The sequence below is a fragment of the Stenotrophomonas sp. WZN-1 genome, assembly GCF_002192255.1.
In the GTDB taxonomy this organism is placed as follows: Bacteria; Pseudomonadota; Gammaproteobacteria; order Xanthomonadales; family Xanthomonadaceae; genus Stenotrophomonas.
Genome location: NZ_CP021768.1, coordinates 1,909,679 through 1,927,203 on the forward strand (window position 1 = coordinate 1,909,679; position 17,525 = coordinate 1,927,203).

16 protein-coding genes are annotated in these 17,525 nt (G+C 60.1%); 5 read left to right on the forward strand and 11 right to left on the reverse strand.

Annotated features, from left to right (window positions below; genetic code table 11):
* Positions 1-272 precede the first annotated feature (272 nt).
* Together CCR98_RS09070 and CCR98_RS09075 are read left to right on the forward strand one after the other, a co-directional pair.
* Entirely contained in the window at positions 273-1,301 is a 1,029-nt protein-coding gene (locus CCR98_RS09070) for a hypothetical protein (RefSeq protein WP_157721522.1), read from the forward strand.
* Between the two features lie 26 nt (positions 1,302-1,327).
* A complete protein-coding gene (locus CCR98_RS09075; RefSeq protein WP_087922320.1) occupies positions 1,328-1,930 on the forward strand; it encodes a hypothetical protein in 603 nt (200 codons plus the stop codon).
* Positions 1,931-1,952: 22 nt separating this feature from the next.
* Here the strand turns inward: CCR98_RS09075 and CCR98_RS09080 are convergent, their stop codons facing one another.
* From CCR98_RS09080 to CCR98_RS09090, 3 genes are all read right to left on the reverse strand, one after another.
* Positions 1,953-4,379, reverse strand: coding sequence for an AAA family ATPase (locus CCR98_RS09080; RefSeq protein WP_087922321.1), 2,427 nt, complete (start codon positions 4,377-4,379; stop codon positions 1,953-1,955).
* Between the two features lie 221 nt (positions 4,380-4,600).
* Positions 4,601-4,966, reverse strand: a complete 366-nt coding sequence (locus tag CCR98_RS09085) for a hypothetical protein (protein ID WP_087922322.1) — start codon at positions 4,964-4,966, stop codon at positions 4,601-4,603.
* Positions 4,967-5,505: 539 nt separating this feature from the next.
* On the reverse strand, positions 5,506-6,423 hold the full coding sequence (locus CCR98_RS09090; protein ID WP_087922323.1) for a LysR family transcriptional regulator: 918 nt from the start codon (positions 6,421-6,423) through the stop codon (positions 5,506-5,508).
* 96 nt (positions 6,424-6,519) lie between these two features.
* Between CCR98_RS09090 and CCR98_RS09095 the strand changes: the two genes are divergently transcribed.
* Positions 6,520-7,359 carry a type 1 glutamine amidotransferase domain-containing protein gene (locus CCR98_RS09095; protein ID WP_087922324.1) on the forward strand — a complete coding sequence of 280 codons (840 nt, stop codon included), beginning with the start codon at positions 6,520-6,522 and terminating at the stop codon, positions 7,357-7,359.
* Between the two features lie 95 nt (positions 7,360-7,454).
* Here the strand turns inward: CCR98_RS09095 and CCR98_RS09100 are convergent, their stop codons facing one another.
* A complete protein-coding gene (locus CCR98_RS09100; protein WP_087922325.1) occupies positions 7,455-8,030 on the reverse strand; it encodes a hypothetical protein in 576 nt (191 codons plus the stop codon).
* 733 nt (positions 8,031-8,763) lie between these two features.
* On the opposite strand from CCR98_RS09100, the gene CCR98_RS09110 reads away from it, so the two are divergent.
* Positions 8,764-9,495 (forward strand): hypothetical protein, encoded by a 732-nt coding sequence (locus tag CCR98_RS09110; RefSeq protein ID WP_087922327.1) that lies wholly within the window; start codon positions 8,764-8,766, stop codon positions 9,493-9,495.
* Positions 9,496-9,564: 69 nt separating this feature from the next.
* On the opposite strand, the gene CCR98_RS09115 is transcribed toward CCR98_RS09110, so the two are convergent.
* From CCR98_RS09115 to CCR98_RS09125, 3 genes are all read right to left on the reverse strand, one after another.
* A complete protein-coding gene (locus CCR98_RS09115) occupies positions 9,565-11,448 on the reverse strand; it encodes a DUF2075 domain-containing protein (protein ID WP_087922328.1) in 1,884 nt (627 codons plus the stop codon).
* The gene (locus CCR98_RS09120; RefSeq protein ID WP_087922329.1) at positions 11,445-11,819 is read right to left on the reverse strand and encodes a nucleotide pyrophosphohydrolase; all 375 of its coding nucleotides are present in this window, start codon (positions 11,817-11,819) and stop codon (positions 11,445-11,447) included. Before CCR98_RS09120 ends, CCR98_RS09115 begins: the two co-directional genes overlap by 4 nt.
* 151 nt (positions 11,820-11,970) lie before the next feature.
* Complete coding sequence (locus tag CCR98_RS09125; RefSeq protein ID WP_087922330.1) at positions 11,971-13,350, reverse strand: hypothetical protein; 1,380 nt, start codon at positions 13,348-13,350, stop codon at positions 11,971-11,973.
* Positions 13,351-13,502: 152 nt separating this feature from the next.
* Here CCR98_RS09125 and CCR98_RS09130 point away from each other — a divergent pair, with 152 nt between their 5' ends.
* The gene (locus CCR98_RS09130; RefSeq protein ID WP_087922331.1) at positions 13,503-14,285 is read left to right on the forward strand and encodes a 3-hydroxybutyrate dehydrogenase; all 783 of its coding nucleotides are present in this window, start codon (positions 13,503-13,505) and stop codon (positions 14,283-14,285) included.
* 72 nt (positions 14,286-14,357) lie between these two features.
* Here CCR98_RS09130 and CCR98_RS09135 read toward each other — a convergent pair whose 3' ends face one another.
* The 4 genes from CCR98_RS09135 to CCR98_RS09150 all read right to left on the reverse strand — a co-directional run bounded on the left by CCR98_RS09135 (position 14,358) and on the right by CCR98_RS09150 (position 17,510).
* Entirely contained in the window at positions 14,358-14,816 is a 459-nt protein-coding gene (locus CCR98_RS09135; protein ID WP_087922332.1) for an SRPBCC family protein, read from the reverse strand.
* Between the two features lie 2 nt (positions 14,817-14,818).
* Positions 14,819-15,133, reverse strand: a complete 315-nt coding sequence (locus CCR98_RS09140) for a metalloregulator ArsR/SmtB family transcription factor (RefSeq protein WP_087922333.1) — start codon at positions 15,131-15,133, stop codon at positions 14,819-14,821.
* Positions 15,134-15,144: 11 nt separating this feature from the next.
* Complete coding sequence (locus CCR98_RS09145) at positions 15,145-15,600, reverse strand: SRPBCC domain-containing protein (protein WP_087922334.1); 456 nt, start codon at positions 15,598-15,600, stop codon at positions 15,145-15,147.
* 110 nt (positions 15,601-15,710) lie between these two features.
* On the reverse strand, positions 15,711-17,510 hold the full coding sequence (locus tag CCR98_RS09150; protein ID WP_087922335.1) for a DUF885 domain-containing protein: 1,800 nt from the start codon (positions 17,508-17,510) through the stop codon (positions 15,711-15,713).
* Positions 17,511-17,525: the final 15 nt, after the last annotated feature.

The window sequence follows — 17,525 nt, forward strand, 5'->3', positions numbered from 1 at the left end:
CTGGACTTGTACCAAGGCCAGAATCTGCGGGCTCGCCCCGGGAGAGTTGCCAGGGATATGTACCGTTCATCGACGTGGTGGGAATGACTTAGGAGAGGTTCCATCCTCAGATACCTTGGCTTTGGATGCCTGATATCTGCTGATGGCTGGAAATGAACGTCAAGACTGGCTTTCGGCGTATACGAAAACTAGTGTGAATCAGCTTACGATAGATGCGAGTCTGTCCACGTGCTGGATCATGTTCCTGCGCATGGAGAAGGCGGCGCAAAGGCTTGGATAAGAGCGAGGTGCAGCAAATGCTACTTCCGGAAGATATTGAGCTGGGATTTTCATTCTCTGGCTACGATAAGAGAAGTCGAGTACGCGTGATGCTGTTTCACCCAAAATGGGGAAGTTACCCACGGGGAACTTTTTTCTGCGACGATGGCTTCTTCCATGCTGATGAGGATCTGGTCTTCTCCGTTGTGCGCTGCACTGGCTGGCGGTCCATCAACGAAGATGTTCCATTTTCCGAGTTCGCTTGGGCTTCGCCTGCCCAGGTAAGGGTGTTGGGTGCGCTTCTTTTTTGTCAGACCTTTGACGGGGCTAGGATCCTTCTCTACCCGGTGGTTGGGCAGGAGTTGACTTTGAGTGCGGATGGGCTCTGTCTCGATGGACAGGACTCGGTCCGAATGATCAAAGAGAAGCTGCTGCTATCTGCGAAAGAGCAGCATCATCGAGCGAACATTCCGTGTGTTCCGGCCGGATTGGTGAGTGAGCCTTACGACCTGTTGGATCACGACCTTGATATGGGCCGCTTCCTGTCGTCGTATCAGAGGATAGATCCTTCAAACTTTGTACTTGTGCGAGGAATTCAGGCGTTAGTGAAGTCAGATATGTTGGGGCGGCATCGAGAGTTCGGTGAGGAATCGGTCATTGCCGCATTCATCGCGTTAGATGCTTCGTTCTCACTTGTCTTGCGGGAACTAAGGCTGGAGGGGCTGAATAATCCATCGGCGAATGATGCAGCCCGTTGGCTACATCGTGTTCTCTACGAGGCGTTTGGGCATGAGCCGCCCGGAGCACTGGAGAAATACTTTGAGGAATTCTACGCAAGTAGGATTTCAACGATGCATCCAAGCAATCGGTTCGGGGACTTTCCGTACTCGCCGACCATGTGGGACGACGCAATTTACTTGAGATCGCAGCTAAGGCAGGTCTTCTCATTCCTCGTGCATGGAAGGCATTTCACGGACTTCAAAGATGCGGTCGACGATTTCCGTGCTCAGCGCAATCTTGGGTCTGCGGTGTTAAATGGATGAAATTCCAATATTAAAGGGAGCGAGGGATGGGGGATGATGCCTTTAGCATCTGGGTGCCGCACCAGGCGTTCTACATTCAGTCGATGCTCTTCAATACGACATCGACCTTCGAGTCGTGCGGAATTGCGGAGGGGATCATCAAGAGAATATTGAATGACGAGATTGATCCGCAAGAGGAGAAAGACGTTCTGCTGGACTGCTTGCAAAATATAGTAAACCAGTCCGGATCTATATCGCGGTACTTCTTCCCATCGCGTGATGGGGTGAAGGCGGGAGATAAGAAGAGTATTCACAAAGATCGCGGACGTTACCTATCAAAGGTCTTCGGTGTGGAGGGCGACAGCCCCCTGATGAATCGATCATTGAGGAATTCGATTGAGCACTTCGACGAGCGGCTTGATCTCTATCTTCAAGGTGGGATAGTTGGATGCATTTTTCCTAGCCTTGTTCTCCCTGAGCCTGAAGACTCGGATGTGCCTCATCACATCTTCAGGGCTTACTACTTGAGGGAAGGAATATTCCAAGTGTTAGATGAGAGATACAAAATACAGCCGATTATTGATGAGGTGGCCAGAATTCATGATCTCTTAGTAAGATTTGATGGCAACGGTGGGGTCTTTCGTTTGTAGGAGTGAAATTTGCGCCTTGTCATTATTGTGCCCTAGGTGGCTCTCCAATGCTCTTGAGTAGGGCATTGTATTGATGGGGGTCTGAGGAGAATATTTTATCTAAGACAAAGTTGGCCACTTTGGATATCTCTGGAATTTCTATAGGTTTGAATCCACGATCTGGTGTCGATTCAAGATGAGAAAATTCATTGTTGAGTCGATTAATTAGGGATATTGCAGTTGCGTCTTCATTTCCAAAGAATTTCTTGATTCGCTCAAGCGCATCGTTCTTGTCGTCGTGGTAGGGGAGCTTGAAGAACAAGAAGGCTTCTAGGAACTTGCGAAGGTTGTTCCCAAAGCTATAGAACGGCTCGTGCGCATCATGCGCGGTGTGTTGGTTCCGGCATTTGTATATCTGATGGAAGAGGTAGTTGAACTCAGTGACGTAGTCCTTCAGATAGGACGGCATCAGTAATATGTCGCTTGTGGGGCCATTTCGCTCCACCATGAAATGCTCACTGTCATCAACGCTCTTGGCCTTCCCTTCCCCAGTTGGCAACTTTTTTTTAGGTGTCGACAACCTCTTGAGATATTTTAAGAAGTCAAGGTTGTGAGTGGAGATGAAGAGCTGACGGTAGCGATAGCCATTAGATCCGTCCGCATTCTTGAACGGCTTGGCAATCAGGCTCTCGATCAGGCTGAACATGAAGAAGATGTGGTTCCCGTCTAGGCTGGAGATCGGATCGTCAATGTAGACAATCAAATCCTTGCCCTTGCTTTCAGGTTCTTCCAGTCTGGCAATGAAGTAGCAAAAGGCAATCAGACTGCATTCGCCTTCACTTAAGTTGTAGGCGGGTTTCCCATCTCGAACTATCTCAAATTTGACGACGTTCCTCTCCGCATTGTCCCTGGCCTCAAGCTTGATTCCATCATGACCAAAGAAATGGTTGAGCAAGGAATTGACATGCTCCGCACCTTTGCGTTCATCCTTTTGTTGGCTTAGGAGGAGGGAGATATGGGCTTCGAGCTTGATAATCTCGGCTTCCGCGTCACCATACGCAGTACTGGTAATGTCGGCGTCTGTCTTAAGGTCCGCTATGCGGGCCACCTCTGCATCGTAGTTGATGGCGCTGATGAAGGAGGCAACATCGGCGAGTCGTAATGCCTCTCGCGCGGAGCCCTTGTCCTTCTCTAGGGAGTCGGTTCGGCCATTGCTCTTTCCGATTAGATCATTTATATCGTGGGCACATCTCTGAATTGCCTCTGGATCATGCTTGGAGAGCGGCATGGCAACCTGCTGAAAGAGGTTGCTCTTTCTCGCATTTAATGCGGCCTTGAGCATTTCCAAGTCTTGCTTGTAAACCACTAGGCATTCAGTGAGTAATCCTTTGCTGGCCTCAAACGAAGCCATTTCCTCTGCATAGAACTTGTCGCCACTTAAAGTCAAGAAGCTAGGTATGGCTTGAATTTCGCTGGTGAGCAAGGCCATGCATGAATCGATGGATGACTCAAGATCAGATGATTCCTTGCTGAAATGTGAGTCCAGAACCTCCCACATGTTATGAGGAAGGCTCTGACGACAAAAGGCGCACGTGTCTCGCTTGTCTTTGTGCAGTGCTATGCCTTGCTTCACCCACGCTTGAAGGGTGGCCTCAATCAATAGCTCCTGAATCGCTTGAGTTGGCTTGATTAATCTTGAAAGTAGCTCTTCAGCGGTCTTGCTCAGTGAGTCGTGCTTGAGGCTGATCGTTACGGTGTCGGCAATGTCAGGTAGGGCCTCTTGCTTTAAGAGGTTTACCTTTATTGCTTGTTCTTCGGTTGTCAATGGCGTGAATCCGGCCTTTTTGACGGAAGTGATGTCCCTCTTGATGCTTTCTATGTTATAGACGGCGGGGCCATAGGTGCGGTTCTGCTTAATGTTCTCGTTGGCATGAGAGCGAAGCTTGCTTTCCAGTGCATCAAAAGCACTCTTATGGTTGTTCTTGTTCCGATCTCTTTCTTTCCTCTTGGTAGCTAGATCGTGCCGAAGGCCCGTCTTGGATTCTGAGCTGCCAAGTTTTTCCTGGATGGCTGTGATTTCATTCTCGATCTCCTTGTTCTTCTCACCGACGATTGCGAAGGACTTTATCTCCCCTCCAACGTCCTGATTGATCAGGAAGCTAAGATTTTCACTGACGAAATCCCGGTTGTAGACTCGGATATCGTAGTCATGGTCAGCGATGCTAGTCTGAGTTACATCACCTTTGTCTCCGCGGATGGTGAAGGTCGCGCCAGCGTAGTTTGAAGGCATGCGTCCCGTTTCGAGCGCCCGGAAGATTCGGGAAAGAGTGGTTTTACCAGAATAATTGCGACCATAGAGGATATTCAGACGCTTGAAATCCTGGACTGCGTTGCCACGATCACGCACGCTCTTCTTCCAGTTAAGACCACTGAAGCTTCCGAATTGGGTGATGTCAATCTGGTTAAACATGCCCCCTCCCCCTAAGAGTGACCATTGGTGTGGCGCAGACGTAGCAGTTGTAGATTATCTTTGGGGCTGCTGCAACTTTGAGAGTCTGACTGCACCAGCTATGGGTTCATTCTGGCGCGGATCAATATCGCGATGGAACCTCCAACGAATGTCCGCTTCTAGCCGGAATCGGACGTCGGTCGATACCTCGCTCGAGGAAGTCTGGCGCAGGTGTGCTTGGATCAAGTAGAACACTCCGGCCTAACCTCCCGGCAAGCCCACTCAACCAGCCCCCGGCAAGCCAAGAACAGGCCATCCACAACCCCCTCATCCAGATGCCGCTCCGGGTCTGCTGCCACCCGGCAGCGATCCGCTGCATGCAGCAGCTCCAGTACCGTCAGCGCCCCGACCATTGCGCGCTCGCTCCGCGCCAGGCTCACGCGGCGGCCGGGTGACACATCGGTTTCTGGCCAGGGATGACCATCAGCGCCCTCGCAGCCGCGCATGCGCTTGAGGATGCCGAGCAGGGAGTTCAGGTCGGGCAGGGGAGTGTCGTCGTTGATGGGTTCAACAACGGTGTACGAGGAGAAGGTGTCGGATTCGTTCATGGCGTCGGCTTCCGTGGCTGTGCTTAACAGCGCCACCGTGTGAGCGGGTGGCGGACGGTGCGGGTTGCAAACCGGGACGCAGAGAAGTGACCGGCGGGCCCGAAGGCCCCCACGCACCGTCCGCCATATAGGCCGACGGATTGCCAGCCGGCACCGCCCCAAGGACGGTGCCGACTGGCAAGCGTTTTCACTCTACGTCTCGGGTTTGCACGCCCGGCCACCCGTTGTCGGTGGCGCGCCATGGTGTTTACACCGCCGCTTCGAACGCCAATAGAAAATGGCGAACACGAAGTGGAATTCGAGAGCGAAGAACTATTGTTGCACGCAGCATTCGTGCAGGCCGCGACACCGCCGGACGCATTCGCGAAGCTGCTCCGTTGATTGCGAATCAAAGTGGCGCAATCGCCCACGCGACAAGCGAATAGCGCGACGACCTGCTTTGCAAAAGCTCTTAGTCCGCCTCGCCAAGCAACGGCGCGCGATCAGCCGCATAGCCCGAAAAGCGGTTCAAACCCGACACCGCTGACAAGCCCCCGGCTTCAACCAACGCCAGCCTCAGCCGCATTCCCCACCAGCAATTCAATCATCGCCCGCGCCGCCGCCGACTGACGCCGATGCGGCGCATAGATCACCGAGAACGGCCGCGACCGCCCGCGCAGCTGCGGCAACACCTCCACCAGCTGCCCCCGCTGCAACCGCTCGCGCACGATGAACTCATAGCTCTGGCAGATGCCGATGCCCTGTTCGGCCAGCGACACCACGCCCAGCACATCGTCGGAGGTCTCGATGGACGAACGCGGCAGCCAGTCCACGTCGCGCCCGCCGTCGCGGAAGATCCACGGGGCCAGCCGCCCGGTGCGCGGCATCACGAACGGCAGGCACAGGTGCTGCTGCAGATCGTCCAGCGTCTGCGGCGTACCCCGGCGCTGCAGGTAGTCTGGCGCGGCCACCAGCAGCAGCGGGGCGTCCTCGAGCTTGCGCGCCACCAGCCCGCTGTCCGGCAGCTGGCCCAGGCGGATGGCCAGGTCGAAGCCTTCGGCCACCAGGTCCACGTTGCGGTTGGTAATGTTCAGTTCCACCTGCACCTGCGGGTACTGCTGCGCAAAGCGCGCCAGCACGGGCGGCAGCCGGTAGTGCCCATAGGTGGTGGGCACGCTCAGGCGCACGCGGCCGGCCAGCGCGCCGTCCTGGGCCAGTACGTCGCGCTCGGCGTCGTCCAGCAGGCCGAAGGCGGTGCGCACCTGTTCCAGATAGAGCCGCCCGGCGTCGGTCAGGCCCACGCGGCGGGTGGTCCGCTGCAGCAGCTGTCGGCCCAGCCGCGCTTCCAGGCGGGTGACCGCCCGGCTCAGCACCGAGGGCGTAGTGGACAGCGCGACCGCGCCGGCCGTGAACGAGCCGTGCTCGACCACCGCCAGGAACACCTCCACATCGCCCAGGTAGTCGAACTTGCGGCTCATTTGGCTCTCCGGCGAACAGATGTTTTGCGATGGGGCCAATTTATCGCCGCTGGGGCGATGAATAAAGTGGCCGCCATTCCCCGATAGGAGTTCCCCATGAACCTGATGACCCGGCTGGCCGCAGCGCTGGCTCTGACCCTGGCCGCCACCGGTGCGCATGCCGCCAACGTGCTGGTGGTGCTGTCCGACGAAAACCACCTGGACCTGAAGGACGGCAAGGTGCTGTCCACCGGCTTCTATCTCAACGAGTTGATGCAGCCGGTCAAGCTGCTGCTGGACGCGGGCCACGAGGTGACCTTCGCCACGCCGCAGGGGCGGGCGCCGACGGTGGATGCGTCCTCGGTGACGGCGGCGTACTTCGGCAACGATGCCGCGCCGCTGGAGCTGCACAAGGATCTGCTGGAGAAACTGGCGCTGACCTCGCCGACGGCCTCGCCGGTGGTCAGCCTGGCGCGCGTTGAACAGCAGGGCTACGCACGTTTCGATGCGGTCTACATTCCCGGTGGCCACGCGCCGATGCAGGACCTGCTGAAGAGCCCGGCGCTGGGCCGGTTGCTGGCCGACTTCCACCAGCGCAACAAGACCACCGCACTGGTCTGCCACGGCCCGATCGCGCTGCTTTCCACGCTGCCGGATGCGGCGGGTTTCGTGGCAAAGCTGGAAGCGGGTGCGACACCTGCCACGCCGAAGTGGATCTACAGCGGCTACCAGATGACGGTGATCAGCAACCAGGAAGAAGCGCAGGCCAAGCCGCTGTTGGGTGGCGGTGAGATGAAGTTCTACCCGCAGACCGCGCTGCAGCGGGCCGGGGCGAAGTTCAGCAGCAATGCCGCGCCGTGGACCGGGCATGTGGTGGTGGACCGCGAGCTGATTACCGGGCAGAACCCGGCCTCGGCGCTGGAGGTGGGGCAGCGGTTGGTGGAGCGGTTGAAGTAGGGCAGGGATACACAGCAGGCTGCCAGCCTTGTGGGCCGAGGGGCCCGCTCCTCGGCCTGACTATGGAAGTGCCAACGTGGTCGGCAGAGAGGGCATCAGCCCTTCGCGAACGCTGCCCCTGACAGATCTTCAATCTGGGAAAGCGCGTGATGCGTCGCGGTCCAATTGCCGGCGTGCCTGATCGCCACGCCTCCGGCCGCTGTCCAGGCATCACAGTTCGCTTCGAAATCATCGATCAGAACATCGCCCGGCTGGTGCATGAAAAGAGGCTTATGCCTGCCACCAAGCACAGGCAACACCAGGCAGGTTGCTGACAGGTGTTCGCGAACCCACTGTCGCTTCTGCATGGCAGCGAGCGGATAGTTCGATTTCGGGCAGGCGGTGAGAATCACCGGATTCAAGTGGTGGATGCTGTGGAAGAACTCCACTGCACCTTGCATCGGCGGAAGGTCGCGGAAGAATGACGGGTGGTTGTTGATGTGCTTCCACATTTCATCGTCGGCAAGCACGCGGTGGTCCAGGCCAAACAGGGCGGGGAATGCCGCATCGAAGTCGGCCATTACGCCATCAAGATCTACATAGATGGTGCGCCTGGATGCATTCGATCCATCTGTGTGCTGCTTCGCGAGCGGGTCCATCATCGATATCGACTTCACATCATCTGCGTTCATTACCGCGTTCTCCTCTCAAGAGTGGGCGTTCTTCTTCATCCGTTCCCCGCTAGCGGGGCAAAGTGCTTGGTGATTGCGACAGATATGGCAGCAATCACGATGCTGCCGGCGTCGGGCCAGGGCGAAAGGGTGATGGCCTGCAACCCCGCCAATGCGGAACGCCAGAGTGCCTTTTGGGTCCATCAGGCGCTGCTGCAGCGGGACAGTGCGCCGCGCCGTAACAACACAATACGGGCACCACCAGCCAACGGCGACGCCCACCGGCTGATGCCGTAATCGACACGCTTGAAATGCGGCTTATATCGTGGCGTTCTTTCTAATGCATGCCGAGTGGCTGCTCTGGCCGTTGGCCAAGAAGGATGGCCCGCACCCACTGGCTCATTTCACTAACCAAGGAGCAATCTGGCGCGCTGGTGAGTGGATAATCCCCAAGCGTTACGGAAAGGCCGAACGGGGATATACCTGTGGCGCTCGGTCCGGACTCAATCCAGGGACGTCACAGAAAATGGATGCTCAGGCAGACTCAATATAGCACGCCGACCCGCGCGATCATCATGCCGGAGCGCGTGTGTTCTGTACGCGCCCTTGGCCGCGGCTGATCAGCGCGAGCGGCCTGAAGCCGCTCGATCTCCAGTCGTTCGATTGGGCATGGCGGGGCTGCCGTGGCACCATGGCGGGCTGGCCTCGTCCTTCCGGGCGGGGCTGTTTTCCCAGGGAAGCCCACGAACACGACATGCGAACGTCCTCCTTCATTCTCTCCGCCCTGTGCCTTGGTCTGCTATCCGGCTGTGCCAGTGGCCCGGAGGAACACGCTTCTAGCCGCGAGATCACCAGTGCGTTCGTGGCCGACGACGGCCAGCTGTACCTGCTACCGCGCTATGACGAGCCGATGCGTTTCAATGCCGCGCCGTTCCGCGAGTACCGCGCGCTGATGGACAGCCCGCTGCGCGAGGCCGTGGCCTGCGCGCAGATGTACTTCCATGAGGATTGGCGCGACCCGGCCAACAAGGCCAAGGTGCACGGCAGCTATGCGCTGCTGCTGCGGCCGGAGCAGGTGACGCCGGAACAGGCCGCGCAGTTCAAGCTGGAGCGGATTGAGGTGCTCCCGCGCGAGGCGAAGTATGTGGATGAGCGGGCGCGCTACTACCTGCCGCAGGATCGCAGCCGCTACGCGCTGGCGTTTGATCGCGCCTGCAATCTTTCAAGGAAGGGCGGCAGCTATTACAGCGCGCTGTTCGAGGGCGACGGCGAGCGGGTGAAGTTGCCGGATGCCGCTGCGCTGGCGGAGAAGGGCAAGCTGGCGCAGCCGATCAGTGCGCGGGCGCAGCGGATCCTGCCGGAGAGGGAGGACAAGCCGGGTGTGGGGACGGCGGCCGGCAAGGTGCTGGGCGCGGCGTTGATTCCCGTGGCGGTTCCGGTGTTTGTGTTGAGCCTGCCGTTCCTGGGGCCGGATCATTGGAAGTGATGGGGCGTTGAGAGAGAGCATCCGCGCGTGACGTGGATCTACCCCTGGTCAGCTGTCAGGTGGAGGCGCTTAGGCCTCCACTTCAACCGCCTGTTCGACGGCTGCCTGTCGCTGCAGTCGGGCTGCGAAATAGGCGGCAACTTGCGGATCGGTCGCGTAGACGTAGCAGCCCTTCATCCCTCGTGTCATCAAGGTGCGGTAGGTGTTCTTGATGATGGTGTCCGCAAGCTCGGCGGCATGGGCGGGATGGGACTTTGAGAGCTTCACGTACCCCAACATGGTCTTGTCGTGCCGAGCGCGCGCGCGTGGCACTGTCTTGAGGGCGCCGTTTTCCATAACGAGGTCCGGTCCGATGATTACCCCGATGTAGTCGACTTCCAGCCCCTGGCTGGTGTGGATGCAACCCACCTGGTCAATCGAGTCTGGGGAGACGATCCAAGGGATTTCAGCGTCGTTGAGGTTCCATTGCCGCTGATAGCTGCCGATGACAATATCCATCTCCTCATCGTTCTTCTTGCTTTTCCACGGCCAACAGTAGCCGGCTACGACGCGTGCACGGTTGGCGGTGTTCTTTGCTTCGATGGCGGCATGAAGCGCGGATGGGTCGTTGAAAATCTGGAAGTCGTAACTGATCTCGTCCAGCGTGGTGTTTGCGGTTGGGCGGATTTGAAGCACGTCATCCAGCCATGCCAGATAGCCGTCCGAGCCTGCACAGCGGAACTGCGAAGACAGCGCGTATTCCTCTACGGTGGCACCGCGGGCGACCGCAAATTCCCGAATGGCTTCCTTGGTGCCAATATCCTTGAGCGTGACCCGTTGGTCTTCATCAATGAAGAACACACTGCACCGGGCGGCATTGATCAGCTCCATGATCTGGTTCTTGCCCTCGTTTCCGTAGAATCCGCCTTGCTCGGTAAGCCGGTGCGCTTCATCGACGATCAGAGCGTCAAAGTCGTTCTGAGGGGAATCGATGAACTGGCCGGAGCCGTCAAAAAGCTGGTGCAGATGTGCGTTGTCTTTTGATTTTCCGAGCGAGCGACTGTAGACCGCGCGTGGTGCGGCATTCTTCGAGACGTACCTGACGTTCAGGCCATTACGCAGCGTGGCAAGAAGATTCACGGCGACGACTGACTTGCCTGTGCCCGGACCCCCCTCAACGATGATGACACGAGGTTTTCCGTCAGCATGTGCTTGCGTGCATGCTGCCTTGGCGGCTTCGAACACGTGTTTCTGCTCGTCAAGCAAGGTAAAAGCGCTGTTTCCCGATAGCAGCCGATACACTTCGTCGGCGAGCACCTTGGAGGGACGGATGCGGCCGCTGTCCAGTTCGGCCAACACCGGGAGGCCATTGCCCTTGCTTGTGTATCGACTGATGAAGCTACGCAGCCTCTCAAGTTCAGGCGTGCCCTTGAGGAAGAGTGGGGCGCGCTGGATGTAGGGCTGATAGTGCGGTGAGTTGATGACGCCATCTGGCTCGTACTCGTGCAAGTAGGCGCAAGGGTGGAGTTGGAGCCGTCCTTCATGGACGGCCTCGTTGAAGCCTTCCAGGAACGCTGCATAGGACCAGGCCTGATAGCTTGGATGGACGCGCAAGTTCCCGGCGTGCAACTCGATCATGGCGTCGCGACTGGACGGTTTGACGGCTGACCACTGCTTGAGTTCTACGATGATGACGTGTGGCGAACCATCTTCGGCATGCCCGGTCAGGACAACATCGATGCGCTTTCGCGATTGCGGAAGAATGAACTCCACTGCTACGCCGATGTCACCGGGGATGGAAGGGTCGTTCAGCGCACGCGCGACGTATCCCAGTGAGGCGCGCCAGGATTTGACTTCGGAATCGCTGACCTTGGTGTTGGTCGCTGCCTTGTAGCTGGCGAGGATGACCTGGTCGATCTCCTGATCGTTGCACTGACGAAGGAAGGTGCCCTTGTCTGCCTGATAGACGATCATGGCTGCACCAGCTTGTTGTACTTGGTGCTGACGCCACGCGAGAGGTCGACCGGGTATTTGGCGGCATTCATGGCCAGCTTGCTGCTGACGGCTTCATTCAGGTCGATGCCGAGCACGTCCGACAGCCGGATGAGGTACAGGGCTACATCGGCGATCTCATCGCGCACCGCCTTGGCGGTGGCTTCAGAGGAAGCTGCCTTGAAGGAGTCGGCCTCCGTCATCCACTGGAATATTTCGTTCAGCTCTCCAACTTCACCAGAGAGGGCCATGACAAGGTTCTTGGGGGAGTGGAACTGCGCCCAATCACGGGCTTCGGCAAATTCCTTGAGCGCTTGGGCAGCGCCCTGAACCTCGACAAGAGGGTGTTCCATGGCATGGCCTTATGCGACACGATTTGGCCAATTCTACCCATCCCGACGGGGCGTAAGCGACATTTCGCTCTTGATATCCAGGCAAGCAGCAAGGGCGCCGATGGGCGCCCTTGTGGGTGGTGCGATCAGGCGACGGTTGGCCGCCGAGGTGTCAACCTTGACACCTCTGCCTACCGCCAGCCACGCAGCTGGCCCGCCAATGCTCCCAAGCCTTGGTATCGATGCCAGCCTTCAGCGCGATGGTCTGCAACTCTGCCCAGCTCCTCGGTGAAGGCGCGGCCAGCAGTCCGCGCATGAAGGCCTGCATTTTCGCTTCGCCAACCTGCTTCTCCAGCGAGAGCAGCAGCAAAGGGGCATAGACGTAGCGATACATCTCGCCCAGATCCGAGCTGCCGTCGATGGCATCGAATGCGGGCAGCGGCTTCTCCTGCGTGTCGATGGCCGATTGCAGTCGCGCGATATAGCGATCCGCCGCGGCATCGCCACTGATCTCACGCAGCGCCTTGATCGACAGGAACTCGGCGCTGGATTCCAGCAGCACCCAGAAGTAGGGACCCTGCGGACGGTTCAGCGTACCGAAGTAGTAGTGGCCCATTTCGTGCGCGATGTACTGCACGCGTCGCTCGGCGTTCTCGCCACCGGCCAGCAGCGAATCCGCGACGTTTCCGACGCTGCCGCTCATGGCGATGGTCGGCCAGGTGGCAAAGCCCCATTCGCTGCCCTCGCGGTCGCGCTCGATCTGGTTGAGCGTGACCATGCGCAGGAAGGTGGGGCGGTCGGCCAGTGGCACGCCCATGTAGCGGCTGTGCACGTCGGCTATCTTCTGCACCGTGCTGGACAGTGCCTCGACCTTGGCCGGGGGCAGGCTCTCATTGAGGATCGTGACCTGCGCGGTGCGGGTGATCGGGCCGCTGCCGCCGAACAGCAGGATCGGCCGCGCGTTGTCGCTGCGGAATCGCCCCTGCGCGCCTTCGATGGCTGGGCTGCCGTTGAGATACAGGAAGCGGCAGCCGCTGCAGTCCACCTGCAGGTCGTAGCGGCTTTCGCTGCTGCGCACGCGGGCCTTGGGATCAAACGCCTGCGGCAGCCATGCGGACTGTTCGGTGAAGCGAGCACTGTCGCCGTTGAAGGCCATCAAGCCCTTGAAGTCCGTCGGGGCGTCGTGCTTCGGGTACAGCGGGAACGCGCCCACGTACTGCACGCAGAGCGTGGCAGCGGGCTCAGCCAGGGTGTAGATGCGTGCCTCGCCGTCCACGCCCGGGTCGTACCAGCCATCGAACCCTACCGGCTTGCCGTCACCGTCGGTGACCCGCGCGACGTTCAGGCCGGCGTTGAGCACGAATGAGCCCTCTGATGCGTCTGGGAGGTTGGACACGCAGACATCGCCCTCGACACGGCCGCTGGCAATATCAAGCCGCACGCTGCCGGTGGTGAGTGGCGTCGCGTCCTGAGCAGGCGGCGCGGCCTGGCTGATGGCAGGGGCGAGCAGTGCGGCAACTACGGTGGGCAGCAGGGCCTTGCAGGGGTTCATCGGGCCATCCATGGGTGGATTGGGGTGAATATAGGGGGAATGTGGATTTTTGCCGAGGGGAAGCATCCACGCATGGCGTGGATCTACTGATCCAAGCGTGTGGTGGATCCAGAGGGCTACACTGCCTTCCTACGCCCCTTGGAAGCTCACCCATGTTCTCTGGAAAGGTTGCGGTGGTCACCGGCTCCACCAGCGGTATCGGTCTTGGCATTGCCACGGCGCTGGCGAGGCAGGGTGCCGACATCGTGCTGAATGGATTTGGTGATGCGGCGGAGATTGAACGCCTCCGTTCCCGGTTGGAAACCGAGTTCGGTGTTCGCGTGGCGCATGACGGTGCCGACCTGTCCCGTGGCGAGGCGGTGCGCGGACTGATCGATCGCGCCGTCGCGACGATGGGCCGCATCGACATCCTGGTGAACAATGCCGGCATCCAGCACACCGCGTCGATCGAGGAGTTTCCGGTCGAGAAGTGGGATGCGATCCTGGCGCTGAATCTCTCGGCGGTGTTTCATGCCACGGCGGCGGCCTTGCCCCACATGAAGCAGCAGGGCGCCGGCCGCGTCATCAACATTGCGTCGGTACACGGGCTGGTCGGCTCGGTGAACAAATCGGCCTATGTGGCGGCCAAGCATGGCGTGGTGGGCTTCACCAAGGTGACCGCGCTGGAGAATGCGGGCACCGGCATCACCGCCAATGCCATCTGCCCGGGCTGGGTGCGGACGGCGCTGGTCGAGCAACAGATCACTGCGTTGGCGGAGCGCGAAGGCACGGATCAAGAGTCCGCCGCGCGCGCGCTGTTGGCCGAGAAGCAGCCTTCGTTGCAGTTCGTGACGCCCGAGCAGCTGGGCGAGGTGGTGGTGTTCCTGGCCTCGGATGCCGCCGCCCAGATCACCGGCACGGCGTTGCCGGTGGACGGTGGCTGGACCGCCCGCTAGCGGACCCGCATCGGCCGCATTGCCGACGCCGCAGCAGCCAAGGCGCCTGCGGCGTCGTCCCGACGCAGCCGTTTACTGCGGTTTCGCAAACACATCCAGCCCCTTGCCGGTCTCCAACAACGACTTCAGGCTCGACAGCACGATCGGCCAGCCCTGGCGGATGCCGGTATCCATGCCGCTGCCCGGTTCCAGTTCGTCGTGGGTGACGGTCAGGCGCACCATGTCCTGGTAGGGCACGATATCGAAGGTGACGCGGCTGTAGGCATCCGGGTTCTCTGCCTGCGAGGCGGCGGCCCAGGTGATGACCAGCCGCGAGGGTGGGGTGCTTTCCACCACTTCGCCGACCAGTTCAACCGAGCGCGTTTCGTTGGCGCGCACATGCTGCCAGCGCGAGCCGGGTTTCCAGTCCGAAACGTTTTCGTGGCCCCAGTAGCGGCTGGCGATCTCGGGGCGGGTGATGGCCTCGAACACCTTCTGCGGCGTGGAGGCGATGTAGATCACGTGGATGAAGCGGGTGGACGCTGCGGACATCGTCATTCTCCTTCCAGTTCTCGTTTCAGGTCATGCAGCAGACTGAGGCGCTGCTGCTCGAACTTGCGTACCCAGCGCTCGTAGACCTCGTGCAGCGGCATCGGGTTGATGAAGTGCAGCTTCTCGCGTCCACGGCGCACGGTGCTGATGAGGTTGGCGTCTTCCAGCAGGCCGAGGTGCTGAGTGACCGATTGCCGGGCCATCTCCAGGTGCTCGCACAGCTGGCCGAGCGTCTGCCCGTTGTCTTCGCAGAGCAGATCCAGCAGGGTCCTGCGGGTGGGATCGGCCAGGGCTTTGAAGACCTTGTCTGGATCCATGCGCGGCGTCTTCAATTCCAGTTGTCGATCCTGATGTCGTGTGGGTTGGGCTGGCCCTTGCCGGATTCCACCAGCGCTTTGAGGCTGAGCAGGAAAACCGCCCACTTGGTACTGCAGTGGGAGGTGAACTCGACGCGTTCCTTCCAGCCTTCATGGGTGAACAGGACGATGCAGTAGTCACCTTCCTGCTTCAGCACGAAGCGCGCGCGGGTGCCGATCCATTCAGCAGGTCCGGCTAGGAACCGCCAGAGCACGAGCTCGCCTGGAATGAGCTGTTCCAGCTTCATTTCCATCGCGCCGATCTCCTGGCCGTTGTTCGTGAAGCGAGCCCTGACCGTGCCGCCGACCTCGCAGTCGCCCTGGGTGTCTTCGGCCCACCAGGCAGCGACGCCTTCGGGCGTGGCCAGGGCCTGGTACACCTGGCTTGCGGGGGCCTTGATGCCGACCCTGTGTGCGATATCCACCATTGCGGGTTCCTCGCGATGGGCCGGCAGGCGCCGCCCTTGAGCGGACTATATGCAGGTAAATACCTGCATGTCAAATCCGGCCCCGGAAGACCGGGGGTGGGCGGGCGGGGCTAGTGTTGTCTGGGCACGAACTGCTCGCGTACTGCCTTGGCCAGAACGTCCGGCGGCAGCAGGCCCTGGTCGATGAGGAAGTTGTTGAATGCAAGGCGGTCGAACCGGTGGCCCAGTGCGATCTCGGTTTCCATGCGCAGTTCGAGGATGCGGCTGTAGCCATAGAAATAGGCGCCAGCCTGGCCCGGTGCGTTGAAGGTGTAGCGATCCAGCTCCTGCTGGATCATCGCTTCGGACAGGCCGACGTCGTCGCGCAGGATGCGTGCTGCGGCGGGACGGTCGATCTGGCCCAGGTTGATCATCGGATCGAGCATGGCCCGTGCTGCGCGCATCAGGCGGAACTGCAGGGCGATGAACTGGCCGTCGAGCGGTTCGTACGGGACCATTTCTGCTTCGGTATACAGCGCCCATCCTTCGATGTTGACGGAGTTGAACGCGAACAGCGTGCGTGCCAGCGAGACCCCACGCTCGATCATCGCGGTGAACTGCAGTTCGTGGCCCGGCCGTCCCTCGTGGGCGGACATCGTCCAGCGCGCGGCATCGAAATTGAAGTCGTCGTAGTGCAGGGTGTTGCCGTTGGCAGTGGCCAGTGCAACGGGCAGGACGAACTGACCCTGCTGCCCGGTGTTGCCGACCAGCGGCGCCGGCAGCAGATGCGGGGCCTGCACCACGGCCGATTCCGCCGGGGTGCCAAGGCGGACGATTATCGGCCGGGCCGGCAAGTCGACGATGCGCTGGGTGCGGATGATGGGCTCGATCGCCTTGATGGCCTGCTGATAGCGCGCGACCAGCTGCTCGTTGGGGATGGCATTCTTCTTCAGGGCGCGGACCACTGCGACGTGATCGTGCGGATCGGTGACCTGCAATCCATGTTCCTTGACCACACGGGGTGCCAGCTGCTGCATGGCCGCGCGTGTTTCCATGAACTCCACCTGCGCGCGCTGCACCAGCAGCTGCGGATCGATGTCGATGCCGATCTGCCGGAGCTGGTTGGCATACAGCGCAGGCGGCAGCCGCGTATCTACGCGCGCATCGGGCAGCACCGTCGTACGCACCCATTGCGCGTAGTCCTTCAACTGCGCTTCCATCAATGCCAGGCTGGCCTCGGCACCAGGCTGCGGGTAACGGGCGAACAGGGACCGGATGCCGGTGATGTAGGTGTTGATGTTGCCCAGGGCCTGTTCGACCTCTGCCTTGGAGGGCCGAAGCAGGCGGTGATCAGTCGCGTGTTCGGTGTAGCGGGCCTTGGCCAGTTCGGTGAACGGCGGCGATGTGCCGTCCTGCCCCACGTACCGCTGCAGGCGTTGTGCCGCGAATGCGCGGCGCTCCGGCGTGGCCTGATCGGAGAGCAGGGTGCGGAGACCGTTGAACATGATCTGCGGCGCATCGCGCCACGGCAGTGACAGCTGCTCGTTGAGCTGGCTGCTGGCAATGGCCTCGTCGGCGGCGCGGATCATGATGTCCAGGTCCTGACGGACGTTCGGGTCCTGTTCGTTGGCCCGCTGTGCCTTCAGCTGGTCGCGGGCCTTCGCGCTGGCGGCGCGGAAGCGCGCGGGGAAGCCCGGTTGCAGGTCGGTGATGAGGCGGTCGTAGCCGGGGATGCCCATGAACGACATGTCCTCGGGGCCGAACGGCGCCTGCGCATCCAGCAGGATCTGTGCGTACTGGTTGCTGCGGGCGACCCAGGCAGCCGATGACGTGGGGCCTGGATGCACCTCGGCCGCTCGGAGTGGCGTGGCGGCGAGGGTCCACGATGCCGAGAGGGTGAGCGCGATCACGAAAGGAAGGCGGCGGTTCATGGGGCATCCTTGGTG